Source organism: Stenotrophomonas sp. NPDC078853, assembly GCF_044901215.1.
Lineage (GTDB): Bacteria > Pseudomonadota > Gammaproteobacteria > Xanthomonadales > Xanthomonadaceae > Stenotrophomonas > Stenotrophomonas lacuserhaii.
Genome location: NZ_JBJDOQ010000003.1, coordinates 15,196 through 39,469 on the forward strand (window position 1 = coordinate 15,196; position 24,274 = coordinate 39,469).

General features: G+C 67.0%; 18 protein-coding genes. 14 read left to right on the forward strand and 4 right to left on the reverse strand.

Annotation, left to right across the window (positions count from 1 at the left end; all coding sequences use genetic code 11):
- Positions 1 to 172: 172 nt before the first annotated feature.
- Positions 173 to 1,039 (forward strand): L-tyrosine/L-tryptophan isonitrile synthase family protein, encoded by an 867-nt coding sequence (locus ACI2JH_RS03980; protein WP_404735502.1) that lies wholly within the window; start codon positions 173 to 175, stop codon positions 1,037 to 1,039.
- An 8-nt stretch (positions 1,040 to 1,047) separates the two neighbouring features.
- Here the strand turns inward: ACI2JH_RS03980 and aat are convergent, their stop codons facing one another.
- Positions 1,048 to 1,788, reverse strand: coding sequence for a leucyl/phenylalanyl-tRNA--protein transferase (aat, locus tag ACI2JH_RS03985; RefSeq protein ID WP_404735503.1), 741 nt, complete (start codon positions 1,786 to 1,788; stop codon positions 1,048 to 1,050).
- Positions 1,789 to 2,041: 253 nt separating this feature from the next.
- Between aat and ACI2JH_RS03990 the strand changes: the two genes are divergently transcribed.
- Both ACI2JH_RS03990 and ACI2JH_RS03995 read left to right on the forward strand, forming a co-directional pair.
- Positions 2,042 to 2,878 (forward strand): TauD/TfdA dioxygenase family protein, encoded by an 837-nt coding sequence (locus ACI2JH_RS03990; protein WP_404735504.1) that lies wholly within the window; start codon positions 2,042 to 2,044, stop codon positions 2,876 to 2,878.
- An 11-nt stretch (positions 2,879 to 2,889) separates the two neighbouring features.
- A complete protein-coding gene (locus ACI2JH_RS03995; protein WP_404735505.1) occupies positions 2,890 to 4,329 on the forward strand; it encodes an FAD-binding protein in 1,440 nt (479 codons plus the stop codon).
- Here ACI2JH_RS03995 and ACI2JH_RS04000 read toward each other — a convergent pair.
- Positions 4,309 to 5,430, reverse strand: coding sequence for a GNAT family N-acetyltransferase (locus ACI2JH_RS04000; RefSeq protein WP_404735506.1), 1,122 nt, complete (start codon positions 5,428 to 5,430; stop codon positions 4,309 to 4,311). The genes ACI2JH_RS03995 and ACI2JH_RS04000 overlap by 21 nt on opposite strands.
- A 204-nt stretch (positions 5,431 to 5,634) precedes the next feature.
- Between ACI2JH_RS04000 and ACI2JH_RS04005 the strand changes: the two genes are divergently transcribed.
- Positions 5,635 to 7,170 (forward strand): N-acetylmuramoyl-L-alanine amidase, encoded by a 1,536-nt coding sequence (locus ACI2JH_RS04005; protein WP_404735507.1) that lies wholly within the window; start codon positions 5,635 to 5,637, stop codon positions 7,168 to 7,170.
- Positions 7,171 to 7,224: 54 nt separating this feature from the next.
- On the opposite strand, the gene trxB is transcribed toward ACI2JH_RS04005, so the two are convergent.
- On the reverse strand, positions 7,225 to 8,196 hold the full coding sequence (trxB, locus tag ACI2JH_RS04010) for a thioredoxin-disulfide reductase (RefSeq protein ID WP_042614111.1): 972 nt from the start codon (positions 8,194 to 8,196) through the stop codon (positions 7,225 to 7,227).
- A 255-nt stretch (positions 8,197 to 8,451) separates the two neighbouring features.
- Between trxB and ACI2JH_RS04015 the strand changes: the two genes are divergently transcribed.
- The 10 genes from ACI2JH_RS04015 to fusA all read left to right on the forward strand — a co-directional run bounded on the left by ACI2JH_RS04015 (position 8,452) and on the right by fusA (position 21,788).
- Positions 8,452 to 10,806 carry a DNA translocase FtsK gene (locus ACI2JH_RS04015; protein ID WP_042614128.1) on the forward strand — a complete coding sequence of 785 codons (2,355 nt, stop codon included), beginning with the start codon at positions 8,452 to 8,454 and terminating at the stop codon, positions 10,804 to 10,806.
- A 118-nt stretch (positions 10,807 to 10,924) separates the two neighbouring features.
- Entirely contained in the window at positions 10,925 to 12,862 is a 1,938-nt protein-coding gene (locus ACI2JH_RS04020; protein WP_404735508.1) for a DUF3857 domain-containing protein, read from the forward strand.
- 87 nt (positions 12,863 to 12,949) lie between these two features.
- Complete coding sequence (gene lolA / locus ACI2JH_RS04025; protein ID WP_101100458.1) at positions 12,950 to 13,588, forward strand: outer membrane lipoprotein chaperone LolA; 639 nt, start codon at positions 12,950 to 12,952, stop codon at positions 13,586 to 13,588.
- Between the two features lie 111 nt (positions 13,589 to 13,699).
- On the forward strand, positions 13,700 to 14,989 hold the full coding sequence (locus tag ACI2JH_RS04030; protein ID WP_404735509.1) for a replication-associated recombination protein A: 1,290 nt from the start codon (positions 13,700 to 13,702) through the stop codon (positions 14,987 to 14,989).
- Positions 14,989 to 15,381, forward strand: a complete 393-nt coding sequence (gene crcB / locus ACI2JH_RS04035; protein ID WP_404735510.1) for a fluoride efflux transporter CrcB — start codon at positions 14,989 to 14,991, stop codon at positions 15,379 to 15,381. Before ACI2JH_RS04030 ends, crcB begins: the two co-directional genes overlap by 1 nt.
- Positions 15,382 to 15,506: 125 nt before the next feature.
- Positions 15,507 to 16,481: an alpha/beta hydrolase gene (locus tag ACI2JH_RS04040; RefSeq protein WP_101100461.1), complete on the forward strand. Its 975-nt coding sequence runs from the start codon at positions 15,507 to 15,509 to the stop codon at positions 16,479 to 16,481.
- A 22-nt stretch (positions 16,482 to 16,503) separates the two neighbouring features.
- Positions 16,504 to 17,562 carry a hemin ABC transporter substrate-binding protein gene (locus ACI2JH_RS04045; RefSeq protein WP_404735511.1) on the forward strand — a complete coding sequence of 353 codons (1,059 nt, stop codon included), beginning with the start codon at positions 16,504 to 16,506 and terminating at the stop codon, positions 17,560 to 17,562.
- 53 nt (positions 17,563 to 17,615) lie between these two features.
- Positions 17,616 to 18,620 (forward strand): FecCD family ABC transporter permease, encoded by a 1,005-nt coding sequence (locus tag ACI2JH_RS04050; RefSeq protein ID WP_404735616.1) that lies wholly within the window; start codon positions 17,616 to 17,618, stop codon positions 18,618 to 18,620.
- Positions 18,617 to 19,381: a heme ABC transporter ATP-binding protein gene (locus tag ACI2JH_RS04055; protein WP_404735512.1), complete on the forward strand. Its 765-nt coding sequence runs from the start codon at positions 18,617 to 18,619 to the stop codon at positions 19,379 to 19,381. Before ACI2JH_RS04050 ends, ACI2JH_RS04055 begins: the two co-directional genes overlap by 4 nt.
- 379 nt (positions 19,382 to 19,760) lie before the next feature.
- Positions 19,761 to 21,788, forward strand: a complete 2,028-nt coding sequence (gene fusA / locus ACI2JH_RS04060) for an elongation factor G (RefSeq protein WP_404735513.1) — start codon at positions 19,761 to 19,763, stop codon at positions 21,786 to 21,788.
- A 235-nt stretch (positions 21,789 to 22,023) separates the two neighbouring features.
- Here fusA and ACI2JH_RS04065 read toward each other — a convergent pair whose 3' ends face one another.
- Entirely contained in the window at positions 22,024 to 24,225 is a 2,202-nt protein-coding gene (locus ACI2JH_RS04065; protein WP_404735514.1) for a TonB-dependent siderophore receptor, read from the reverse strand.
- Positions 24,226 to 24,274 lie beyond the last annotated feature (49 nt).

The window sequence follows — 24,274 nt, forward strand, 5'->3', positions numbered from 1 at the left end:
CGGGTCGTCGACGTCGCAGCGGCCCGGCGCAACGCATCTGTAGGGAGAGCGAGCAATGAGCCATCCTCAGCGCGCAGCCGAGGCCGTTGTCCACGCCATTGCCCGGACGCTTGCCTTTCACCAGCGATGCGACCAGGCAGGCCCCCTCGCCAACGCGTTGTCGGATCCGGTGATGGCGCGGGTGCGCGGCTTCGTCCGGGCGGGAGAGCCGGTGCACATGGTCCTCCCCGCGTTTCCCGCCAAATCGCCCTCCCTTCGCAAGGTCCTGGGCCCGCTGCCAGACCTGGCCGAAGCGCTGTCGCTGGATGCACTGGAACGGCTGTGCGCCCGTATTGCCGCGATCCACCCTGCCGGCGCCCGGCTGACGATCTGCTCGGATGGCCATGTATTCGGACCCACCATCGGCGTTTCCGACCCGGTCATCGACCACTACCAGGCGGCCATCCGCGCGATGATCGCCCGTCGCAGCCTGGCCCACCTGGACACATTCTGCCTGTGTGACTGCACCTCGCTGCTTCTCGGCAGCGCAGGCCACGAAGATCGCCGTGCCGCATTGCTGGCACAGCATGGCCAGTCGCTGGATGACATCCGGACCGGACTGTTGCGGTCCGAAGACGGAGTGCGGCAGCTGCGTGGCATCATCCGCTTCATGGCCGAAGATGATTGGCGCGCCGATGATGCGCGAAGCGCCACGCAGGTCCAGCGCGAGGCCAAAGCCCGGGCCTACCAGGTCGTGCAGCGCAGTCTGGCGTGGGGCAGTCTTCTGCAGGGGGTCTTTCCGCGGTCGGTCCGCTTGTCCATCCATCCACAGGCGCGCAGCAGCGACAAACTGGGCATCCACATGCTGCCCACCGCCGATGCCTGGCTGACGCCCTGGCATGCGGTGGCGGTCGATCTCGGGGATCGTGCCGTGTTGATGAAACGGCACCAGGCGGAGCGCCAAGGGGCCGGGCTGATCCATGTGGATGGACGCCCCAGCCACTACAGCGCGTGGACGGACGGCCGGCCAAGCGCGCACCAAGAGCGCGCCGCAGCCTGAGTCCGTGTTCAGTGGGGGAGGTAATGCCGCAGCGGGAGCCGGGCCCCTGCGGCCGACCAGTTGCCAGGCGCCATGGGCTGCTGGATGGCCTGCCGCACGTGCGCCAGGAAACGCTCGCGCGGCCATTGTGTCGCCCCCATCCGCGCCAGGTGAGGATTATGCACCTGCGCATCCAGTACCGGCACGCCCCCCGCGTGGAGCAGCGAGGCCAGCGCAGCCAAGGCCACTTTCGAACCCCCGCTGCGTGCGCTGAACATGCTTTCGCCGAAGAACATGGTGCCCAACGCCACGCCATAGATGCCGCCGACAAGCTCCGGCCCTTCCCACACTTCGACCGAGTGTGCGTGCCCCAGTCGATGCAGCTCGGTATAGGCGTGGATCATGTCGGTACCGATCCAGGTGCCGTCCTGACCCGGTCGCGGCACCGTGGCGCAGGCGCGGACGACGTGTTGGAAGGCGGTGTCGGCGGTGATCTCCCACTCCAGGGTCCGCAGTTGCCTGCGGAATCGGCGTGACAGATGCACGCCATCGGTGGCGAATACGGTGCGCGGATCGGGTGACCACCACAGGATCGGCTCACCCTGGCTGAACCACGGGAAGGCACCCTGCGCATAAGCGTTCAGCAATCGCTGCGGGCGCAGATCGCCACCGATGGCCAACAGGCCGTCCGGGTGGCGCAGCGCCGTTTCAGCGGGTGGAAAAGGCGCATCTTCGGCCTCGCCCAAGCGCCACGGAAACTGACGACTCATTCGCCGCGTGCTGCGCGGTGGCAGCGGATCACGCTGCGGCTGCGGGCTGTGACATGACGCAGAGGGCGCGTGTGGCCGTCTTTCAAGGGCGAAGCGATGGCGTGCATGCGCGCAGGATACTGCAGCTTGCGCATCGGCGTGGCGCAGGTGGCAGTTCTTGCGGTGGGCGTCGGAAAACCACTCGCTTTCAACAGATCCTGTGCCTAGCGTGATCCAGGCCGGGCACGGGCCCGGGAACAGCAGGGCCGATGCCATGACCATTCCCATCATCCAACTTCAGCCGTTCGGCGTCATGCTGCAGGCTGCATTCCCGAATGACGCTGCCACCGACCTGTCCGTCGATGCACTGCGCGTCCTCGCCCGACACCATCACCTGGTGCTGCTGCGCGGATTCCGTGGCCCCAAAGACGCTGCAGACCTCGCCGCGTACGGGGAGCGCTGGGGCAGCATCGCCGAATGGCCGTTCGGAAAAGTATTGGAGCTTCTCGAACGGGAAGCGCCGCAGGATCATATCTTCGACAATTCGGCCGTGCCGCTGCACTGGGATGGCATGTACCGCCGGCAGGTGCCCGAGTTCCAGATCTTCCAGTGCCTGCGTGCACCCGGACCCGGCTGCGGGGGGCGGACGCTGTTTTCCCACACCGCGCGCGCATTGGATGAAGCACCGGCACCGGTCCGCCTGCTGTGGGAGCGCGCCACGGGACGATACGAAAGAAAAATGGAGTACTACCACAGCGTGGCCGAGGCGCCCGTCGTGACCCGGCACCCGGACCATGACACGGCGGTCATCCGCTACAGCGCACCACAGGACCAGCAGGGCGAGGCCTTCATCAACCCTGCATCGGCCTCGTTCACGGGGATGGGGGAGGCGGATGCCGCGCTGTTGCATCGCAGCCTCGCCGAGGCGCTGCACGCGCCCAGCTGCCTGTATGCCCACGCTTGGGAGGCCGGCGATCTGGTCATCGCCGACAACCACACCCTGCTGCACGGGCGTGAGGCGTTCACCAGCGGTGCGCCGCGCCACCTTCGTCGGCTGCACATCCTGGGTGAGCCGCCACTGGACAATCCGCACCTGCTGGCCAGCGCATGAAGGCCGCGTGCGTGGACACCGACGTTGATGTGGTCGTCGCCGGCGCTGGACCTGCGGGGCTGATGTGCGCCCATCTCGGCAGGCAGCTCGGGCTGCGGGTGCTGATCGCCGACCGCAGCGCCGGCCCGCTGCAGGCCGGGCGCGCGGACGCGCTCAATGCGCGCACATTGCAGCTGTTGCAGATCATGGACCTGTTCGATGATCTCTATCCGCACGGCAAGCCGTGCAACACCAGCTCAGTATGGGCCGAGGGCACATTCGTCTCCCGGCAGTCTGACTGGTGGGATGCCTTGCAGGGGTGCTTCCACAGGCATTTCCTGATGATCGGCCAGTCTTTCGTGGAGCAGCTGCTGGATCAGCGCCTGCGTGCGTCGGGCATCCCCGTGCAGCGCGGTACCTCGGTGAGCGGCGTGCAACAGCAGGCAGGGGGATGCGTAACCCGCCTCTCGGACGGGCGGTCCATCACCTCACGCTTCGTCATAGGTGCCGATGGCGCACATTCGTTTGTCCGTGAACACCTACAGATCCCATTTGAAGTGACCCGCCCGCGCATGACCTGGGCGGTCGTGGACGGAGTGATCGACACCGATTTCCCAAAGGTTCCGGAGATCATCGTCTTCCAGGCCGAATCCTCCGACGTGGCCTGGATCCCGCGTGAGGGCGAGCTGGATCGGTTCTACGTCCGCATGGATACCCGTGAGTTCACGTTCGAACAGGTCATGGCGCGGATCAACCGTGCGACGCGGCCCTACAGCGTGCGCTTCAGTGACGTACGTTGGTTCTCCCAGTTTTCGGTCAAAGAGGCCGTGGCCGCCCGCTTTGCCGTGGACAACCAGGTCTTCCTGGTGGGCGATGCATGCCACATCCATTCCGTCCACGGCGGCCAGGGCCTCAACACGGCGCTGGCCGATGCCTTCAACCTGATGTGGAAGATCGGCATGGCGGTCAACCAGCCCGTGCCGGCTGGTCTTCTGGGCAGCTACGAATCCGAACGTAAACCGGTGGCGTTGGGCGTGGTGGAAACATCGCGCCTGCTGGGTCTTGCCACCCGCGACCCGTCCAGCCGGCAGCATGCGACGGACTACGTGGGCATCGTGGCGCAACGGTCCGGATACGTAACGGGGATGGGGGTGCGCTACGCGGGCGAAGGGCTGGCCGGCGAGCGCGTGCATGATGTCCTGATGGGGCAGCATGCAGGCCGTCCTTCACGGCTTTATCCATTGCTGGACTATCGTTGTTTCACGCTGCTGGTGTGCGGTACCGGGGGTGCCTTGCCCACGATGCCGGCTTTCGTGCAGGTCCTTCGGATCGAGGATCCGTCCTGCCCGTATGCGGGCCTGCTGGTGCTGGTTCGTCCCGACAGTCATATCGCCACGAGTGCTGCGCTGGATGATCCCGCGCCGGTGCTGGACTACCTTGCCGCGTTCGGATCAGTCACTGCGGAAGGGTGAGTGCAGTAGCAGTTCGTCACGATAGCGGGTGATGTCCGCACGCTCGTGCGCGCACCATTCGCGCAGGGCCTCGCTGAAATCAGCGTCAGCCATCCAGTGCCGGCTGCGCACCACCGTTGGCAGGAAGCCGCGCGCCAGCTTGTGCTCGCCCTGCGCGCCAGGCTCGAACCGTGAAAGGCCTTCGCTCAGGCAATACTCGATGCCCTGGTAATAGCAGGCTTCGAAGTGCAGGCCGGGCAGGGTGGCGCCACCCCAATAGCGCCCATACAGGGTCTGGCCACCGCGCAGGCACAGCGCGCCGGCGATCGGCTCGCCTTCCTGCTCGGCCAGGAACAGCACCAACCCCTTGCCGAGCGAACTGGCGAGATGACGCAGGAACGGCTCGGTAAGGGCCGGGGCGTTGCCATACTCCAGGAAGGTCTGCAGGTAGAACCGGTACATCGCCTGCAGGTCCGCACGGCTGGCCTGGTCGCCATGCACCACGCGGAAGCTGATCCCCTGCCGGGCGACCTTGTTGCGTTCCTGGCGGATGTTCTTGCGGTGCTTGTGGTTCATCGCACCGAGGAAGTCATCGAAGGTTCGCCACTGCCCCGGGTTCCGCCACTGGAACTGGATGTCTTCGCGCAGCAGCCAGGCATCGCTGAAGTCGCCGTCCTCGCCCTCGCGATGGAAGTTGATGTGCGCGGAGGAAACGCCGAGGCCGGGCAGCGCTTCTACCAGCGCGGCCAGCAGCGCTGCACGCGTGTCAGCGTCGCCGGCCAGCAGGCGCGGTCCGGTCACGGGCGAGTAGGGCACCGCACCCAGCCATTTAGGGTAATAGTCGCGACCGTGGCGGGCATAGGCATTGGCCCAGGCGTGGTCGAACACGAACTCGCCGTGGGAGTTTTCCTTCAGGTAGCCCGGTATCGCGCCGATCAGCGTGTCGTCCTCCCACAGAGTGAGGTGCCGCGGACGCCAACCCCAGTCCTCGCGCAGGCAGCCGTACTGTTCCATGCCGGACAGGAAAGCGTGGCTGACGAACGGGTTGCTGCCGTCGTGGAGGGCGTCCCATTGGGACGCAGTGAGCGTCTGGAGGTCTTCGAGGAAGCGGATCTGCGGCATGGGGACAGGATAGAGCACCTGGCCTGAAAGATTTGCCGTCAGATGATGCGAAAAATGCTCTCGATGTTGATTGCCTTATTTTGATCTCTTTTCCCAATACCGTGGGCTGACGCACGTTGGTGGCGGGTGAGTGCATGCAGTTTGTTGGCAGGCGTCGGCCACCTCGGCTGGCGGGAAGGAGGGGAAGGGATGTACACGGAGAGAATGAAGCGCGCGCTGGGCGCCCTGCTTGGGGTGGCCGCGGCGGTATCCAGTTTCAGCACCTGGGCAGTCGACCCGCCAGCGCGCGATGCGGAGTTGGATGCAATGCTTCAGAAAGCGGCTCAGAACTACATCAACAACTTCCATCGGCAGCGCGGTTTTTCGGCTGGCTTCAAGATCAAGGTATGGGCGGATCTCCCGGCGGATCTTGTGTATGTCGATTTCGGACCTGGCGTGATGCCTGAGGAGGCGGACAGCTTGTCCGAGCAGATGGAGCAGGAAGTCGGCACCACCGTCCTGCGCCGTGCGCGGGACGCCGGGATGCCGGAAGTCACTCAAGTGCGCATGTTGTACGGGGGTCGGCCATTCAACCATTACGTTCCGCGGCCGCCTGAAAAACAGGGCCCCGACAACTCGTACGAGCCCCGTCAGGCTGGCGGGCTGGCAGTGGTGTCCGCCAGTCATGGGATCTACCTCCTCCATCCTGGCAGGACATGGACCTACCAGAGACCGCTGGTGAACAACGTACGCGAGGACCTGCTCACACCTGGCTATGGGGATGCACTGGAAGGATATCTGGAATCAAGAAGTTCCATGACGGTGAGGCGGGCGCGGCGGTCGGATCCGGCTGATCATGTCGACTCGCATCTGCCGTGGAGGGTGATGTCATCGCGCTACCATTTGAAGGCACTGTATCCGCAGGAAACCGATATATGGAACAGCTTTCCGGGAAGTGCGCAGAATGATCGCGAACTGAGGCAGGACATCCGTGCCAGACCGAGATATGCAAACTTCATCGGAGCTGATGCGTTGCTGAGCTTGCATACAAATGGGCATGATGACCCGGCTACGCGCGGCGTGGAGGTCTATTACCATGAGGACAAACCTCAGGATCGACCCCTCGCTGACAGCGTCCTGTGCTACATGGGCGAGCTGATCCATGCGCAGGAAGGGTATGAGGAATTCCCTTTTCGTGGGCCGGCCAGATTTGGTCGCCATGGGGAGAACGGTATCGCGACAATGCCTTCTATCATTGTGGAGGTTGCCTACCACTCGAGCCCCGAGGACGCACTCGCCCTGCAGGACCCCGTCTTCCGGGAAGCGTCGATGAAAGGTGTCGAGAAGGGCTACCGCCTCTGGCGCGAGGGCAAGGGCTGCAACCCGTTGAAGGTCGATCCCATTGCCACCATCCGCGTGGCGGCTGGCCAATCCCGGGTGGTGGATCTTGCCTTCGCCGGCTTTCCCCAGTACCCCGTTGTGATCGAGACAAAGAACGTTGCGTGCCCTCCCGGCTGGAAGTGCACCGATGGAGCGGTGACGCTGGCTGACGCAGACACCAAGCCAGCCCAGATCACCCTGCGTTGCGAGAACGCCGGAAGCGCGCCGATCTTCTGGAACACCCGGATGGTTGACGACGACGGAGTGAAGTCACCGCCGATCCGGCACATCGTGCAGTGCGTGCGGGGCTCGGGAATGGACGTGTCACAGGCGGTGTACCAGGACGATGAGGGAGCAGCCACGGCCCGCAGGCTTCCCTGAACAGAAAAGGCCGGCGCAAAGGCCGGCCTTTCCAGTGTCACCCGGCGGCGTGCTTTAGCTCGCCTTGCCCTGTGCGTCCAGGTAGCGCTCGGCGTCCAGCGCGGCCATGCAGCCGAAGCCGGCCGAGGTGATCGCCTGGCGGTAGTGCTGGTCGGCCACGTCGCCAGCGGCGAACACGCCTTCCACCGAGGTCTGGGTGGCATTGCCGCCGAGGCCGGAACGGATTTCCAGGTAGCCGTGGTTCATCGCCAGCTGGCCGTCGAACAAGGTGGTGTTCGGGTGATGGCCGATCGCCACGAAGAAGCCATGGGCCTGGATGTCGCGCGTGCTGCCGTCCTGCACCGACTTCACCCGCACGCCGGTCACACCGGCGTCGTTGCCCAGCACTTCGTCCACCTGGTGGTGCCAGACGGTTTCGATCTTGCCGGCGGCGACCTTGGCGAACAGCTTGTCCTGCATGATCTTTTCCGCCTTCAGCGTGTCACGGCGGTGGACCAGGTAGACCTTGCGGGCGATGTTGGACAGGTACAGCGCTTCTTCCACGGCAGTGTTGCCGCCGCCGACCACCACCACGTCCTGGTCACGGTAGAAGAAGCCGTCGCAGGTCGCGCAGGCGGACACGCCGCGGCCCTTGAACGTCTCTTCGGACGGAATGCCCAGGTACTTGGCGGTCGCGCCGGTGGAGATGATCAGCGCATCACAGGTGTACTCGGCACTGTCGCCGATCAGCTTGAACGGGCGCTGGGACAGGTCGGCGGTGTGGATGTGGTCGAAGATCACCTCGGTTTCGAAGCGTTCGGCGTGGGCCTGCATGCGCGCCATCAGGTCCGGGCCCATCAGGCCATGGGCATCGCCCGGCCAGTTGTCGACCTCGGTGGTGGTCATCAGCTGGCCGCCCTGCTGCAGCCCGGTGATCACCACCGGCTTGAGGTTGGCGCGGGCAGCGTAGACGGCGGCAGTCCAACCGGCCGGGCCGGAACCGAGGATGACAAGCTTCTGATGGCGGGAGGGCAGCGTGGTGCTCATGTAGACTCGCGAAAGGTAAGGGGATCAAGGCGCGGCGACGGTTTGCGCGCGCTGGGGGCAGACCATAGAGTGATGGCAGGGGCAGGGGGTTTCAACCCGCACGCCTGGAACGCGGCGATGCGTCCGACGGGTCAGGCCGTCTTCGACGGGGCCTGCCGGGTCATGGCGGATCGCGCTCAGCCAGTAGTGACGGAAAACCGACGCGCTTCGTTTATTATCAACCACTAACAGCGTATTCCAAAGGTAGTGTCCAAGGTGGCGAAGCAGGTCCCCGAACGCAGCCGATCGAGCGAAGGCAAAGCCCGTCGCCGCGATCCGTCTCCGTCTGAAAACCCCACGCGGCAGCGCTTGTGGCGCGATCTGGGTCTGATCGCCGTGGCCCCGGCGCTGCTGTACCTGGTGGCCAGCCTGTTCACCTATTCGGCGACCGACCCGGGCTGGTCGCACACCGGCAGCATCGTGGCGCCGGTCAACAACATGGGCGGGCGTGCCGGGGCGTGGATCGCCGACGTGCTGCTGCAGCTGTTCGGCTACATGGCCTTCGTGCTGCCGGTGATCCTCGGCGCGCTGGCCTGGTTTGCGATGTTCGGGCTGAAGCGCGAAGCCAAGGGCGAGAATGACCTCGACCCGGCGCTGCGGCTGGTCGGCCTGGTCGGCTTCCTGATCGCCGGCACCGGTTTCCTGCACCTGCGCCTGTTCAGTGCCGACGTGGCCTCTGCCGGCGGCATCCTCGGCAAGCTGGTGGGCTCTTCGCTGAGCGTCGGTTTCGGGGCGCTGGGTGCGAATCTGTTCGTGCTGGTGCTGCTGCTGGCCTCGATCACCTTGGCCACCGGCCTGTCGTGGCTGATGGTCATGGAACGCATCGGCAAGGGCGTGATGGCGCTGGCGCCGCTGCTGGAAAAGAAGAAAGAGCAGGCCACCGAGTGGAAGCAGACGCGCGTCATGCGCGAAGAGCGTCAGGAAGTGCGCAAGGTCGATGCCGAGGTGCGCGCCAAGCGCGAGCCGGTGAAGATCGAGCCGCGTCCGGAACCGGTGATCGAGAAGAGCGACCGGGCCAAGCGCGACAACCAGATCCCGATGTTCCAGGGCGTCAACGGCGATGGCTCGGACCTGCCCCCGCTGGCGCTGCTGGATGATCCCAAGCCGCAGCCCAAGGGCTACGACGAGGAGACGCTGGAAACCCTGTCGCGGCAGATCGAGTTCAAGCTCAAGGATTTCCGCATTGATGCGGTGGTGGTCGGCGCCTATCCGGGTCCGGTGATCACCCGCTTCGAAATCGAGCCCGCGCCGGGCATCAAGGTCAGCCAGATCAGCACGCTGGACAAGGACATCGCCCGCGGGCTGTCGGTCAAGTCGGTGCGCGTGGTCGATGTGATTCCGGGCAAGTCGGTGATCGGCCTGGAGATTCCGAACGTCACCCGCGAGATGATCTATCTCTCCGAGCTGCTGCGTTCGAAGGAATATGACAAGGCGACCAGCCCGCTGACCCTGGCCCTGGGCAAGGATATCGCCGGCCGCCCGACCGTGGCCGATCTGGCCCGCATGCCGCACCTGCTGGTGGCCGGTACCACCGGCTCGGGCAAGTCGGTGGCGGTCAATGCGATGGTGCTGAGCCTGCTGTACAAGGCCAGCCCGAAAGACCTGCGCATGCTGATGATCGACCCCAAGATGCTCGAACTGAGCGTCTACCAGGGCATCCCGCACCTGCTGGCGCCGGTGGTCACCGACATGAAGGAGGCCGCCAACGGCCTGCGCTGGTGCGTGGCCGAGATGGAGCGCCGCTACAAGCTGATGAGCGCGGTGGGCGTGCGCAACCTGGCCGGCTTCAACAAGAAGGTCAAGGACGCCCAGGACGCCGGGCAGCCGTTGATGGACCCGCTGTTCAAGCCGAACCCGGAGCTGGGCGAGGCCCCTCGCCCGCTGGAAACGCTGCCGTTCGTGGTCATCTTCATCGACGAATTCGCCGACATGATGATGATCGTCGGCAAGAAGGTCGAAGAGCTGATCGCCCGCCTGGCACAGAAGGCGCGTGCGGCCGGCATCCACCTGATCCTGGCCACCCAGCGCCCGTCGGTGGACGTAATCACCGGCCTGATCAAGGCCAACATTCCGACCCGCATCGCCTTCCAGGTCAGCTCGAAGATCGATTCGCGCACCATCCTGGACCAGTCCGGCGCCGAAACCCTGCTCGGCCATGGCGACATGCTGTACCTGCCGCCGGGCACGGCGATGCCGGACCGCGTACACGGCGCGTTCGTGTCCGACGAAGAAGTCCATCGCGTGGTGGAACACCTCAAGGCGATGGGGCCGGCCGACTACATCGAAGGCGTGCTGGACGAAGTGCAGACCATGGGCGACGGCGTGGTGGTCGGTGCCGGCGGCCTGCCGGAAACCGCATCGTCCGGCGATGAATCCGATCCGCTGTATGACGAAGCGCTGCGGGTGGTGACTGAAACCCGCCGCGCCTCCATTTCCGGCGTGCAGCGGCGACTGAAGATCGGCTACAACCGCGCCGCGCGCCTGATCGAGGCGATGGAAGCGGCCGGCGTGGTCAGCTCGCCCGAGCATAACGGCGACCGCACCGTGCTTGCCCCGCCGCCGCCCAAATAAACCGCCGCCCGTGCCTGCCTGGCGGGTGACGACCCCTTGAACTGGTGGGTGACGACCGTTGGTCGTCACGCTTTTGACCCCGCCCCACCGCCCCTGACCTGACCAACCGGAACCCCTCATGGCACCCCTCCGCAACGGATTGCTGGCCGCCCTGCTGCTGCCTTTCGGGTCCGCCTTGGCGGTGGAGGCACCCGCCATCCCCGCCGCCGCCCCGATGCAGGGCGCGGCGCCGGCCGAGGCCAGCAACAACTTCAGCTTCGCCCGCTACCGCGCCGATTACGTGGTCGACGCCGATGCCGGCAACACCCAGGCCGAACACTACGACATCCTGCTCAAGACCCGCAGCGCGGTGGACCAGTTCAGCCAGGTGCGGCTGAGTTACAGCGAGAAAATGGAGACGCTGGAGGTGCTGGAGGCTTACACGCTGACCGCCGATGGCCAGCGCCGCGACGTTCCGGCTGATCGCATCTATACCCAGGAAAGCTACTCCAGCGCCTCGGCGGCGATGTACGCCGACCGCAAGGTGCGGGTGATCGTGTTCCCCAACCTGGCGCCGGGCACGCGCGTGGTCTATGCCACCCGCCGTACCCAGCGGCAGCCGTACTTCCCGGGCTATTTCGGTCTGTGGGAAACCTTCAGCGTGTTCAACCAGTACGACGATGCGCAGGTCACCCTGAGTGCGCCAGCCAGCCTGCCGATGAAGGTGCTGAGCAGGGGCGTGCAGGGCAGCGACGCACCCACGGTCCGCGCTGGCCGTGCGCAGTGGAGCTGGACCTATCGCCGCGGCACGCCGCTGCCGGCGCAGAACTGGACCGCCGCGCCGTGGGAGTTCAGCCCGACCATCATGGCCAGCACCTACGCGGACTGGCCGCAGATGGCGCGTGCGTACCAGCTCAAGGCAGGGCAGGCGGCGAAGGTCACCCCACAGTTGCAGGCGCTGGCCGAGGAAGTCACCCACGGCATCGCCGACCGCCGTGGACAGGTGGATGCGCTGTACCGCTGGGTGGCCCGCAACATCCGCTACGTAGCCGTGTATCTCGGCAACGGCGGGCTGGAGCCGAACCCCGCGCAGAGCGTGCTGGACAACCACTACGGCGATTGCAAAGACCACGTGGTGATCCTGGAAGCACTGCTGGCAGCCAAGGGCATCGACAGCACGGCGGTGCTGATCGGCGCAGGCGGCGGACCGACGCTGCCGGCGGTGCCGACGCTGGGGCGCTTCAACCACGCCATTACCTACGTGCCGGAATTCGACCTGTACCTGGATTCCACCAGCGCCTGGGCACGTCCCGGCCAGCTGCCCGACGGCGACCTCGGCGCACCGGTGCTGCTGACCGGGCCGGCCAAGCTGGCGCGCACTCCGGCCAACGATGCGCTGCGCAATGGCATGGGCTTCGAGGCGGATTTCGTGTTCGACGGCGCCGGCAATCTGAAAGGCAGCACCCGGTTGCAGCCCGGTGACAGCGCGGAGATCGGCATGCGCGCGTCCTTCGCACGCTTGAACGCACAGAACCGTGCCCGTGCCGAAGCTTCGATGGTGGCGGCCTCCGGCTTCGACGGGCAGGGCCGCCTGGAACTGCAGGGCGACCCGCAGGACCTGCAGCAGCCATTCAACTACACCTTCGATTTCAGCGCTTCCGATTACGTGGACTTCAACCTGGTCGGCGGCATGCAGCTGCCCGATCCGCCGGGCGCGGAATCGTTCCGTGACGCCTATGCGTCCACCTCGGCGCCGGACAACGCCACCCCGTTCCAGTGCGACGCCAGCCTGCGCCAGGAAACCTACCGGGTGACCCTGCCGCAGGGCGTGCCGCTGATCGCGGTGCCGCGCGACCAGCAGTTCAGCAACGCGGCGGGCCAGTATTCGGTGCGCTGGGAGCGCGACGGCCAGCAGATCATCGCCCGCCATCGGCTGCGCCAGAATGCAGTGCGCGGCAACGATGCGCTGTGCCAGCCCGCTGACTACGCCGCCTTCCGCGAGCTGTTCCAGCAGGTGCGGCGCGGCTTCCGCGGGCAGATCGTGTACGGTCGGGTGCCCGCAGCAGGCGGCCCCTGAGCCCTGCGCCCACTGCAGTGGATCACCCATTCAGGATGCTTTGGGCACACTTCATTCCATCCTTCCACGCTCTTTCTGGATACCCTCATGCACGCCAGCTTCCGCCGCACCCTCGCTACTTCCGTGCTCGCCGCCGCGTGCCTGGTTTCGACCAGTGCCTGGGCCGGCGCGCGTGATGAGCTGAAGACCTTCACCGCCGGCCTGAAGGGCCTGGACGGGCAGTTCAGCCAGCAGGTGTTCGATACCCGTGGCAAGGTCAAGGAAACCACCAGTGGCCGTGTCGCGCTGTCGGCGCCGCGCCTGTTCCGCTGGGAATACCAGCGCCCGCACGTGCAGCAGATCGTGGCCGATGGCACCAAGGTGTGGATGTACGAACCGGACCTGGAACAGGCCACCGTGCGTGCGCAGGGCAAGGAAGAGCAGAACAGCCCGCTGACCGCACTGATCAATCCGGCACTGCTGGAGCAGCAGTACGACCTGAGCGAAGAAGCCGCGCCGCGTGATGGCCTGCAGTGGCTTTCGCTGACCCCCAAGCGCGAGACCGAGGCCAGCTTCCAGTACGCCGCGTTGGGCTTCAATGCCAGCGGGCTGGCGAAGATGGAGATCACCGATGCGGTGGGCCAGCGCACGGTGATCGCCTTCACCGGATGGAAGCGCAACCCGTCCTTCGCCGCCGGCACGTTCCGCTTCACCCCGCCGGCCGGCACCGACGTCATCGGCGAATGAGGCTGCGGCCGCGCGGTACAATGACGCGTGGCCAGACAACGTACTTCTTCATTCCCCGGCCCTGATCTGCTGAGCGTGGATCGGGATCACCTGCGACCGCTTGCCGAGCGCATGCGGCCGCGTAACCTCGACGAAATGGTCGGGCAGAAACGCCTGCTCGCCGCGGACAGCGCCTTGCGCCGTGCGGTCGAATCCGGACGCGTGCATTCGATGATCCTGTGGGGCCCGCCGGGCTGTGGCAAGACCACCCTGGCGCTGCTGCTGGCCGAATATGCCGACGCCGAATTCCGCGCGATTTCCGCTGTGCTGTCCGGCCTGCCGGAGGTACGCCAGGTACTGGCCGAAGCGGCGCAGCGTTTTGCCGAAGGCCGGCGCACGGTGCTGTTCGTCGACGAGGTGCACCGCTTCAACAAGACTCAGCAGGATGCCTTCCTGCCGCATATCGAACGCGGCACCATCGTGTTCGTCGGTGCCACCACCGAAAACCCGTCCTTCGAACTGAACTCCGCCTTGTTGTCGCGCTGCCGCGTGCACGTGCTGGAGGGCGTATCGCCGCAGGAGATCGTCGCAGCACTGCAGCGGGCGCTGGCCGACAGCGAGCGCGGGCTGGGCGGGGAGGGCGTGCAGGTGGAAGACGCGCTGCTGCTGCAGATCGCCACCGCCGCCGATGGCGATGTCCGTCGCGCGCTCACCCTGCTGGAAATCGCCGCCGAACTGGCCGTCGACGAAGGCGGACGGATCACCCCGCAGACGCTCACCCAGGTGCTGGCCGACCGCACCCGCCGCTTCGACAAGGGGGGCGAGCAGTTCTACGACCAGATCTCCGCGCTGCATAAATCCGTGCGCAGCTCCAACCCCGATGCGGCCCTGTACTGGCTGACGCGGATGCTCGATGGCGGCTGCGATCCGTCCTACCTGGCGCGCCGGCTGACCCGCATGGCGATCGAGGACATCGGCCTGGCCGATCCGCGCGCGCAGTCGATGGCGCTGGAAGCCTGGGACATCTACGAGCGGCTGGGCAGCCCGGAAGGCGAGCTGGCCTTCGCCCAGCTGGTGCTGTACCTGGCGAGCACGGCCAAGTCCAATGCCGGCTACGCTGCCTACAACAAGGCCAAGGCCGAAGTGCGCGCCTCCGGTACGCTGGAGGTGCCGCTGCACCTGCGCAATGCGCCGACCAAGCTGATGAAGAACCTTGGTTACGGCGCGGACTACCAGTACGACCATGACATGGAAGGCGGCATCGCGCTGGACCAGACCGGCTTCCCGGATGCGATGGGCGAACAGGTCTATTACCAGCCGGTGGCGCGCGGCCTGGAGATCAAGCTGAAGGAGAAACTGGATCGTCTGCGTACGCAACGCGAGCAGGCGCGCGCGGCCAAGCAGAGCGGGGCGGGCGGCTGATGGGCGCGAATTGGTGGCAGCAGCTCGGGCTGGTCATGGCCGGCGGCGCACTGGGTTCGGCGCTGCGCTTCGTGATCGGTGATGCGGTGGTGCAGCGCTTCGGCCAAGGGTTTCCCTGGGGCACGCTCAGCGCCAACTTCCTCGGCGCTTTTGCGGCCGGTTACCTGTTGGTGTGGCTGCAGCAGCGCGGCGGCAACGTGACCCTGCTACGTGCGTTCCTGGTGATTGGGCTGCTGGGTGGGCTGACCACGTTTTCCTCGCTGATGCTGGAGACCCTGGTGTTCGCGCGTAGCGACCGCGGCGGCATGGTGCCGCTGTACCTGGGCGTCAGCCTGGCAGGTGGCATGCTGCTGGTATGGCTGGGTGCGCGGCTGGCCGAGGCGGCGCGCTGACACTTCGCGCGCTTGGCCCGGGATAGGGCGACCCATGTCATTGCTCGCATCATCGTGCGAAGCGAAAGCGAGAACCATTCGCGTTTGATAGACTGCGCGGCGACCCCGCTGTGAGCCGTGCCCCCATGCTTCACCGTTTCTTTGGCCTTGCCGCGCTGTTCGCGCTGGCCGGTGCCTCGTTCTGCAGCCATGCGCAGCAGCGCAATCCGGACCAGATGATGGGCCAGACGGTGCTGGACCAGCCCGCTGGCAGCTACCGTGTCGAACGTTTCGTGGTCGCCAGCGCGGACGGCCAGCGCCGTTGGCGGGTCAATCTGCTGGTTCCCGGCAAGACTTCCAGCGCGCCTTCGCCGGTGCTGTACGCGTTGGATGGCAACGCCGTGGCGATGGTGCTGGACAGGTCGATGTTGGACCAGCTGGCCGCCAGCAAGGCGCCGCCGGTGCTGGTGCTGATCGGCTATGACAACGAGCGTCGCATCGATTCGGCCCAGCGCACCCGCGACTACACCGCCTGGATCGACCGCGCCGATGATGAGGGCGGCACCCAGCAGGTCGTGGGGGGCGGCGCCTTTGCGTTCCTGGATCTCATCGAGCGCCAGATCAAACCGCACGTCGCGCGTCGCGCCAACGTGGACACCCAGCGCCAGGCGCTATGGGGACATTCGCTGGGCGGACTGTTCGTGCTCAGCAGCCTGTACACCCGCCCGGCCGCCTTCCAGCAGTACGTGGCGGCCAGTCCGTCGCTGTGGTGGAGCCAGGGCGCACCGCTGGGCGACCTGGAGAAACAGTTCATCGAAAATCGCGCCGGCCAGCCGGCCCAGTTGTGGGTGATGCTGGGTGGCGATGAGCGCAGCGGCAACCGCGGCGTACGTGACATGGCCAACCCGCGCGTGGTCGCGCACCTTCGCCGCATCGGCGGCGCCGCGCCGGATGCCGCGCATGCACTGAGCGAGCGCCTGAGTGGGTTGCCCGGCCTGCAGGTGCAGTACCGCGAGTTCCCCGGACTTGGCCACGGGCCGATGTTGCCGGCATCGTTCAAAGCGACCTTGTCGGCGCTGTACGGCATCGCCGACCGTAGTGGCGAGGCCGCCACGCCGTGAATTCCGCAGGAGTAACTGCCCCATGAATCCGAACCTGATCCAGGCTGCCAGGACGCTGCCACCGTCTTTAGCGCTGGCGCTGGCGCTTGCCGCGTGTTCCGGCAGGGGCGAGCCTGCCGCGCCGGCACAGGCCGCGGCGACGCCGCCCGCTTCGGGTGCTGCGGCGGAGCACGGCACGCTACCGGCAGGCTGGCGCCGCGTCGGCGGCGAGACCGTGCCGTCGGTAGCGGCGGGCGCGGCCACGTCGCCGGCCACCGTGCATTCCGATGATGGCGTGGACGTGCAGGTCGACGATGCCAGCCGGATCATCGCCGGTGGCGATGACATCATCGCGGTGATCGAAGCACTGGGGCAGGGCAGCCAGGTGTTCGCCGCACCGACCAATGCCACCACCGACGCAGGACGCGCCGCGCCACACCGGTTCCTGTTCAACCGCACCACCGGCGTGGAAGGCGTGCTCAGCCTGGGCGGCTCGCTGTTCCTGGGCAACAGCCTGCGTCGCCACAGTGACCTGGCCGAAAAACTGCGCGCGGTAGGCCAGGATGCGGTGATCATCGATGATCTGCAGCCGGCACCGGACAAGGTGCGCAAGGTCGCCGCGGCGATCGGGCGTGCCGCCGCAGGCGTGGCGCTGGCCGATGCGGTGCAGACGCAGCTGGACGAGGCGGCCGGCATCGCGACGACGACGATGCGCAAACCGCGGGTGATCCATGTGTCGGCCACCGGCGCAGGCGGCAACCCGACCGTGGCCGGCGCCGACAGCGCCTCGGGCAAGCTGATCGCGCTGGCGGGCGGCCTCAACATCGGTACCGAAGCGGGCGTGGCCAATTTCTCCGCGCTCAGCAACGAAGGCGTGGTGGCAGCGGCCCCCGAAGTGATCCTGGTCACCGAGCATGACCTGCAGTTGTTCGGCGGTGCAGACGGGTTGTGGATGGCCTATCCGACGCTGAAGCAGACCCCCGCCGGCCAGTCCGGTCGGGTCTGGGTAATGCCAGACCTGCAACTGAAGTACACCAGCGTGGGGTCCGGTACCGGTGCGTTGGCGTTGGCGCGCGCGTTGGCGGCGCTGCCGCCGGCATGACGCCAGCGCGGTGCACGATGGCCGGTGACCGGCGCCGACGTCGCGGCCAGCTGATGCTGCTGCTGGTACTGGGCGCGTTGCTGCTGGCGGTGCTGGGGTCGTTCGCGGTGGGGCCGCTACGGCTGCCGCCGTTGGCCGTGCTGCAGGCCATCGGGGTCAAGCTGGGTCTGCTGGATGCCGCGCAGGCCAGCGCGCGCGACGTCGCGGTGGTGTGGCAGCTGCGCATCCCGCGCGTGGTGCTGGGTGCCATCGTGGGGGCGTCCTTGGCGATGGCCGGCGCCAGCCTGCAGGGATTGTTCGGCAATCCGCTGGCCGACCCCGGCATCGTCGGGGTCAGCCAGGGCGCCGCGCTGGGTGCGGTGGCGGCGATCGTGCTGGGTGCGGCGACGCTGGGCGGTTGGGTGATCCCGCTGGCGGCCTTTGCCGGCGGTGCGGCTGCGATCAGCCTCACCTACCTGCTGGCACGACCCGGGCGCGGCGATGGCAATGCCACCCTGTTGCTGGTCGGCATCGCGATGGCCGCCTTCTGTTCGGCGCTGATCGGCTTCTTCACCTATATCGCTACCGAAGCGCAACTGCAGTCGCTCGTGTTCTGGCAGCTGGGTTCGCTGGCCAGCGCCGATTGGCGCGACGTCGCGGCGGTCATGCCGCTGTTCGCCGTAGGCTCGTTCTGCCTGCTGCGTCTGGCAACGCCGCTGGACATGCTGGCGCTGGGTGAGCGCCAGGCGCAGCACCTCGGGCTGGATGTCGCGCGTACGCGGCGGCGGCTGGTGGCGTTCAGCGCGTTGCTGGTAGGCGCGGCGGTGGCGTTCGCCGGGTCGATCGGGTTCGTCGGGTTGGTGGTGCCGCACGTGGCGCGGCTGCTGGTCGGCCCGGGCCATCGCTGGCTGTTGCCGCTGTCCGGGCTGCTCGGTGCGCTGTTGATCGTGGTGGCGGACACCGCCGCGCGCACCCTGGATCCGCCGGCGGAAATTCCACTCGGGCTGTTTTCTGCGGCGCTTGGCGCGCCGTTCTTCCTGTGGCTGGTGATGCAGCGCCGGGGCAGGGCGGGCGCATGAGCAGTGCACTGCTTTCATTGCGGCAGGTCGGCGTGGTGCGGGCGCAGCGGCCGATCCTGGCCGATGTCGAGCTGGTGTTCGAGCCCGGTACGTTGACCGCGCTGGTCGGCCCCAACGGGGCGGGTAAATCGACGCTGCTGGGCGTGGCCTGCGGCGACCTCCGGCCGGACAGCGGTGAGGTGCTGCTGGCCGGCAGACCGCTTTCGGCGCTGCGTGCCGGGGCACTGGCGCGTCAGCGCGCGGTGATGCCGCAGGAACATGCAGTGCGCTTTGCCTTCAGCGTGGACGAAGTGGTGGCGATGGGACGCCTGCCGCATCCGCCAGCGCCTGCCGAGGATGCGCGCCACGTCGAAGCGGCGCTGGACGCGGCCGAACTGCAGGCACTGCGCCAGCGCGAAGTGCAGCAGCTGTCCGGCGGCGAATCGGCACGCACCACCTTCGCACGCGTGCTCGCGCAGGACACGCCGTTGTTGTTCCTGGACGAGCCCACCGCCGCGCTGGACCTTCGCCATCAGGAACGCACGCTGCGCAGCGTGCGTGCGCTGGCGGACCGGGGTGCCTGCGTGATCGTGGTGCTGCATGACCTCAACCTGGCCGCCGGCCATGCCGACCGCATCGTGCTGCTGGAACGCGGCCGGGTGGCCGCCGACGGCACCCCGCGCGAGGTGCTGACCGAAGACACGCTGCGCCGCGTGTACCAGCAGGACGTGCTGGTGCTGCAGCATCCGCGGCGGCCCGTACCGCTGGTGGTGGTGACCTAGGAAGGCCCCTCCCAGCGTTCTATTTTTGCTGCCAATAGACCCTTGCTTCCCCCGTAAACAAGCGCACACTAGCGCTTCCCATCCGTGGTGAGTCCGATGAACGCTTTTCCGCTGCTGACGTTTCAGATCCTGCTCCGCGCCTGCGCGGAACGGGTGCGTCTGCCCGGCGGAAGACAAGGCGGCTGACCGCATTGCGGTTGCCTTGGACCCCCAGCAGAGCGCCCAACCGGGCGCTTTTTTTATTTCCGATCCACCGATCCACCTGAGAAGCGAAGGAGAACGTGCCATGCACCCGCTCGACGACACCCAGACCTGACCGCGCGCCCTGCCGCCAACCGGGACGCGCGGTCCTCCGTGGTTGGCATTGCAGGAGCAACTCATGAACACCCAGACTCTTTCGCTGCGTCGCAATCTTGGCATCATTGCCCATATCGACGCGGGCAAGACCACGTTGACCGAACGGCTGCTGTGGAAGACCGGCCAGATCCATCGTGTCGGCGAAGTCCACGACGGCGCGGCGACCACCGATTTTTCGGCGATCGAGCGCGAACGCGGCATTACCATCGGCGCGGCCGCCGTGCAGGCGCAGTGGGCGCCGCGCGACCTCCCCGCGCACCGGCTGACCCTGATCGACACCCCCGGCCACATCGATTTCGCGATTGAAGTGGAGCGCTCGCTGCGCGTGCTGGATGGCGCGGTGGCGGTGTTCTCGGCCGTGGACGGTGTGCAGCCGCAGTCGGAAACCGTCTGGCACCAGGCGCGCCGGCATGGCGTGCCGCTGCTCGCCTTCGTCAACAAGATGGACCGCATCGGTGCGTCCTTCGACCGCGTGGTGGCGCAGCTTGCTGATCGCCTGCAGGCGCGCCCGCTCGTACTGGGCCTGGCGCTGGGCAGCGAAGCCGCGTTCGATGGCTGGGTCGATCTGGTGGACCGGAAGGTGCTGCACTGGGATGCCGCCGGTTCGCTTCAGCGACAGCCGTGGACCGATGCGCAAACGCAGCAGTGGCAGCCCCAGCGTGATGCGCTGGTGCAGGCCGCGGCCGAGCTGGACGATGTGCTTGCCGACGCCTGGCTGGACGGCTCGACGGTGGACGCCGATGCGCTGCGTGCGGCGGTGCGACGCATCACCGTCAGCGGTGCCGGCGTGCCGGTGCTGGCCGGTGCGGCGTTCAAGGGCAAGGGCGTGGAATCGCTGCTGGATGCCATCGTCGATTACCTGCCCTCGCCGCTGGACAGGCCCTCGGTGAGCGCCATTGCTGGCGAGGAAACGGTGCAGTTGCTGCCCGACCCGCAGGGTCCGCTGGCCGCGCTGCTGTTCAAGGTCACCCACATGCAGCAGGGCGCGCTTGCGTTCGTCCGGGTGTATTCGGGCACGCTGCGGGTGGGCGATCGCATCGCCAGTTCGCGGCACGAGGCGCGTCGGGTGGGACGGCTGGTGCGGGTGCAGGCTGACCAGGTGCATGACATCGAACAGGCCAAGGCTGGCGACATCGTGGCGGTGATGGGCTGGAAGGATGCGATCAGCGGTGAAACGCTGTCCTCGCTGCAGCAGCCGTTGCGGCTGGAAGCCATCCACTCGCAGCCGGCGGTGTTGGCGTGGCGGCTGCAGGCTGGCCGCGCCAGTGACCTGATCCGGATCAGCCAGGGCCTGGCAAGCCTGGTCCAGGAGGACCCGTCGTTCCGCGTCGAGGCCGATGCGGAAACCGGTGAGACGCTGGTGTGGGGCATGGGTGAGCTGCACCTGGAAGTGATGGTCGAGCGCCTGCGCAGCGAGTGGAAGGTCGAGGTACAGGTCGGCCAGCCGCGCGTAGCCTACCTGGAGAAACCACGAAGCACGGCGCTTGGCGTGGTGGGCCGGGTGGTCAAGCAGAGTGGTGGCCAGGGCCAGTTCGCGCATGTGGTCCTGGAGGTGCGCCCGCGCGAGGATGATGCGGTGGAATTCAGCGACCGCATCGTCGGTGGCGTGGTGCCGCGCAACTTCATCCGCGCGGTGGAGCAGGGCGTGCGTGCTGCGCTGCAGGACGGTCCGCAGGGCCATCCGGTGGTGGGCCTGGACGTGGTGCTGGTGGATGGCCAGACGCATGCGAAGGATTCGTCCGAGCAGGCGTTCCATCGCGCCGGGATGGAGGCGGTGAAGGCGGCGCTGGCCGAGGTGGGTACGCAGCTGCTGGAGCCGGTGATGTCGTTGCAGGTGCTGTCGCCCGCAGCCAATGTCGGTGATGTGGTGGGTGACCTGCAGCGGCGCCATGGACGGGTGCAGGCGATCAACGAGCGGGATGGCCGCTCGCAGGTGAGCGGGTTTGCACCACTGGCGCAGCTGCAGGGCTACAGCACGGCACTGCGTTCGATGAGCCAGGGCCGGGCAAGCAGCACGATGCAGTTGCACGGCTATGCGCCGGCGCAATGATCCAACGGGCAAGGGGCGGCTTCGGCCGCCCCTTTTTTTTGCGCGCTGCCCGAACAAACGCCGCCGAGCATGGCTCGGCGCTACCAGAGCACGCAGGCCGGTAGCGCCGACCCATGGCCGGCGAGCGCAGCGGGTAGCGCCGACCCATGGTCGGCGAGCGCAGCGGTACGCAGGCTCGTGACGACCAACGGTCGTCACCCACCGGGTAGCAGAGGCAGGCGGCCGGCGGCCGTCACTACCACCCCAGTCGCGCGGTGGCCATCACCGTGCGGCCGCTGCCGTAATAACACGACGACACCGTCGTACAGGTCGACACATAGCGCCGGTCCGCCAGGTTGCTCAGGTTCACTGCAAGCTGCAGGTCGCTGTTGCCAACCCGCCCGACGTCATAGCGGATCGCCGCATCAAACAACGTGTACCCCGGGATCCGGTACAGGTTCGCGCTGTCGCCGTAGCTGCGGCCGTTGTAGCGGGCACCTGCCGCCAGGCTCAGGCCCTCCAGGGCGCCGCCCGCGAAGGTGTAATCGGCCCAGAACGATGCGGTGTAGTCAGGCACCATGATCAGCTGCTTGCCCTGGTACTGATCGGAACGGGTCATCTCCGAATCCATCCAGGTTGCTGCGCCGATCAGGCTGAAACCCTCGAACGGGGTCACCCGTCCTTCCAGTTCCACGCCGCGCACGCGGCCTTCGCCATCCTGGATGGAACAGCGCGCATTGGCAGTGGCCCCGCAGGTGTTGTGGGTCGGGTCGGGATCCTGGGTGAGCAGGTTCTGCTGGCGCAGCTCGAACGCCGACAGGGTCACCAGGCCGTCGATGCGAGCCGGTTGGTACTTGAGGCCCGCCTCCCACTGGGTGCCGGTGACCGGATCGAACGCAGTGCCATCGAAGTTGTTCAGCGGGCTGGTGGAGGAGGGCTGGAACGATTCGGCATAACTGATGTACGGGGTAAGCCCGTTGTCGAACACGTACAGCACGCCGGCGCGGCCGGTGAAAGCTTCGTCCTTGATCACGCTGCGCGGCTGGGTCACCGTCGCGCCGGTGACCGGGTTGCGGGTCGCACTCGAAGCATCATCCTTGGTCCAGTCGTAGCGGCCGCCCACGGTCAGGCGCCACTTCCCCAGCGCCAGTTGGTCCTGCAGGTAGATGCCGCTCTGCCGGTTGCTGCCTTCGGTCGGGCTCAGGCTGGTCACCTGCGGCACGTAGCCGGTGTAGACCGGGTTGAAGATGTCGATCGGGCGCGGACTGCTCATCGCGCCGCGCACGCCTTCCCAGTCGGCGCGTTGCCAGTCCCAGCCGAGCAGGGCGACATGGTCCACGCCGCCGGTGCGGAAGCGTGCCTGCAGGCGCGTATCGAAGGTATCGCCATCGGAATCGCCGGTGCCGTAGGTGGCGCGGCGTGCCTGCGTGCGGCCATCGGCGTTGAGTGCGCCATTGGTGACCACGCCGCGGTACAGAGAATCCACATGCGTGCGGCGCGCACTCTGGCTGAAGGTCAGGTGGTCATTGAACGCGTGCTCGAACATCCAGCCTGCGGTCCACAGCGTACGGTTGAACGTGTTCCAGGACGGCTCGCCGATGAAGGTGGTGTTCTTCATGTGGCCATGCGGCGTGGCGCGCAGCGTGCCGTCCATCGGCAGGAACTGGTAGGTCGACCCGCCGTCGTCCTTCTGGTACATCCCCAGCAGCGTGATGCGGGTGCGTTCGGCCATCTGCCAGGTGTAGCTGGGGGCGAGGAACCAGTGCTCCTGTCCGGTGTGCTTGATCTGGGTGTCGCCATCGCGGTACAGGCCGACAAGGCGCGCAAGGTGCGCGTGGTCGTCGCTGCCTGTGCCCACGTCGAACGCGGCGCTGTACTGGCCGTGCGCGTCCAGCCCGAGTCGCAGCTGCCGCAACTGGCCCGGCTGCGGGGTCTTGCTGACCTGGTTGACCATGCCGCCCGGTGCGACCTGGCCGTACATCACCGCCGAGGGGCCCTTGAGCACCTCCACGCGCTCCAGGTTCCAGCTGTCGAACATGCTGCGGTTCCACTGGCTGCCCTGCGGCGCGCGCATGCCGTCCAGGGTCACGTTGTTGGCCCAGCTGCCGGCATCGAAACCACGGATGCGGAAGTCATCCACGCGGTTGTCGATGCCTGAACTTTCCAGGCTTACGCCGGCCACGTAACGCATTGCATCGTTGAGTGACTGCACGCCGCGCGCATCCAGTTCGGCGCGTTCGATCACCGACACCGACTGCGGCGTTTCGGCGACCGAGGTGCTGGTCTTGGTCGCGCTGCTGACACTGTTGGCCGCGCGGTAGGCGTTGACGCGCACCGCGTCCAGGTCGGTGGCGGCCTGCTGCGCGTGTACTGCAGGAGCGCATGCGAGGAGCGCGCAGGCAACGGCCAGCGGGCGCAGACGGAAGGGGGAGGGCGGTGCGGTGATGGGTTGGTTCATGGGCGTGCGCGGGCGTGCCTGCGTGCGCCGGATCGATGATCCGGAGGTC

What these genes read in the sequence shown, in the direction of transcription:
- ACI2JH_RS03980 (WP_404735502.1), top strand. Translation starts at nt 173, where the DNA reads ATGGCGCGGGTGCGCGGCTTCGTCCGGGCGGGAGAGCCGGTGCACATG.
- aat (WP_404735503.1), bottom strand. Translation starts at nt 1,788, where the DNA reads ATGAGTCGTCAGTTTCCGTGGCGCTTGGGCGAGGCCGAAGATGCGCCT.
- ACI2JH_RS03990 (WP_404735504.1), top strand. Translation starts at nt 2,042, where the DNA reads ATGACCATTCCCATCATCCAACTTCAGCCGTTCGGCGTCATGCTGCAG.
- ACI2JH_RS04000 (WP_404735506.1), bottom strand. Translation starts at nt 5,430, where the DNA reads ATGCCGCAGATCCGCTTCCTCGAAGACCTCCAGACGCTCACTGCGTCC.
- ACI2JH_RS04005 (WP_404735507.1), top strand. Translation starts at nt 5,635, where the DNA reads ATGAAGCGCGCGCTGGGCGCCCTGCTTGGGGTGGCCGCGGCGGTATCC.
- trxB (WP_042614111.1), bottom strand. Translation starts at nt 8,196, where the DNA reads ATGAGCACCACGCTGCCCTCCCGCCATCAGAAGCTTGTCATCCTCGGT.
- ACI2JH_RS04020 (WP_404735508.1), top strand. Translation starts at nt 10,925, where the DNA reads ATGGCACCCCTCCGCAACGGATTGCTGGCCGCCCTGCTGCTGCCTTTC.
- lolA (WP_101100458.1), top strand. Translation starts at nt 12,950, where the DNA reads ATGCACGCCAGCTTCCGCCGCACCCTCGCTACTTCCGTGCTCGCCGCC.
- ACI2JH_RS04030 (WP_404735509.1), top strand. Translation starts at nt 13,700, where the DNA reads ATGCGGCCGCGTAACCTCGACGAAATGGTCGGGCAGAAACGCCTGCTC.
- crcB (WP_404735510.1), top strand. Translation starts at nt 14,989, where the DNA reads ATGGGCGCGAATTGGTGGCAGCAGCTCGGGCTGGTCATGGCCGGCGGC.
- ACI2JH_RS04040 (WP_101100461.1), top strand. Translation starts at nt 15,507, where the DNA reads ATGCTTCACCGTTTCTTTGGCCTTGCCGCGCTGTTCGCGCTGGCCGGT.
- ACI2JH_RS04045 (WP_404735511.1), top strand. Translation starts at nt 16,504, where the DNA reads ATGAATCCGAACCTGATCCAGGCTGCCAGGACGCTGCCACCGTCTTTA.
- ACI2JH_RS04050 (WP_404735616.1), top strand. Translation starts at nt 17,616, where the DNA reads ATGCTGCTGCTGGTACTGGGCGCGTTGCTGCTGGCGGTGCTGGGGTCG.
- ACI2JH_RS04055 (WP_404735512.1), top strand. Translation starts at nt 18,617, where the DNA reads ATGAGCAGTGCACTGCTTTCATTGCGGCAGGTCGGCGTGGTGCGGGCG.
- fusA (WP_404735513.1), top strand. Translation starts at nt 19,761, where the DNA reads ATGAACACCCAGACTCTTTCGCTGCGTCGCAATCTTGGCATCATTGCC.
- ACI2JH_RS04065 (WP_404735514.1), bottom strand. Translation starts at nt 24,225, where the DNA reads ATGAACCAACCCATCACCGCACCGCCCTCCCCCTTCCGTCTGCGCCCG.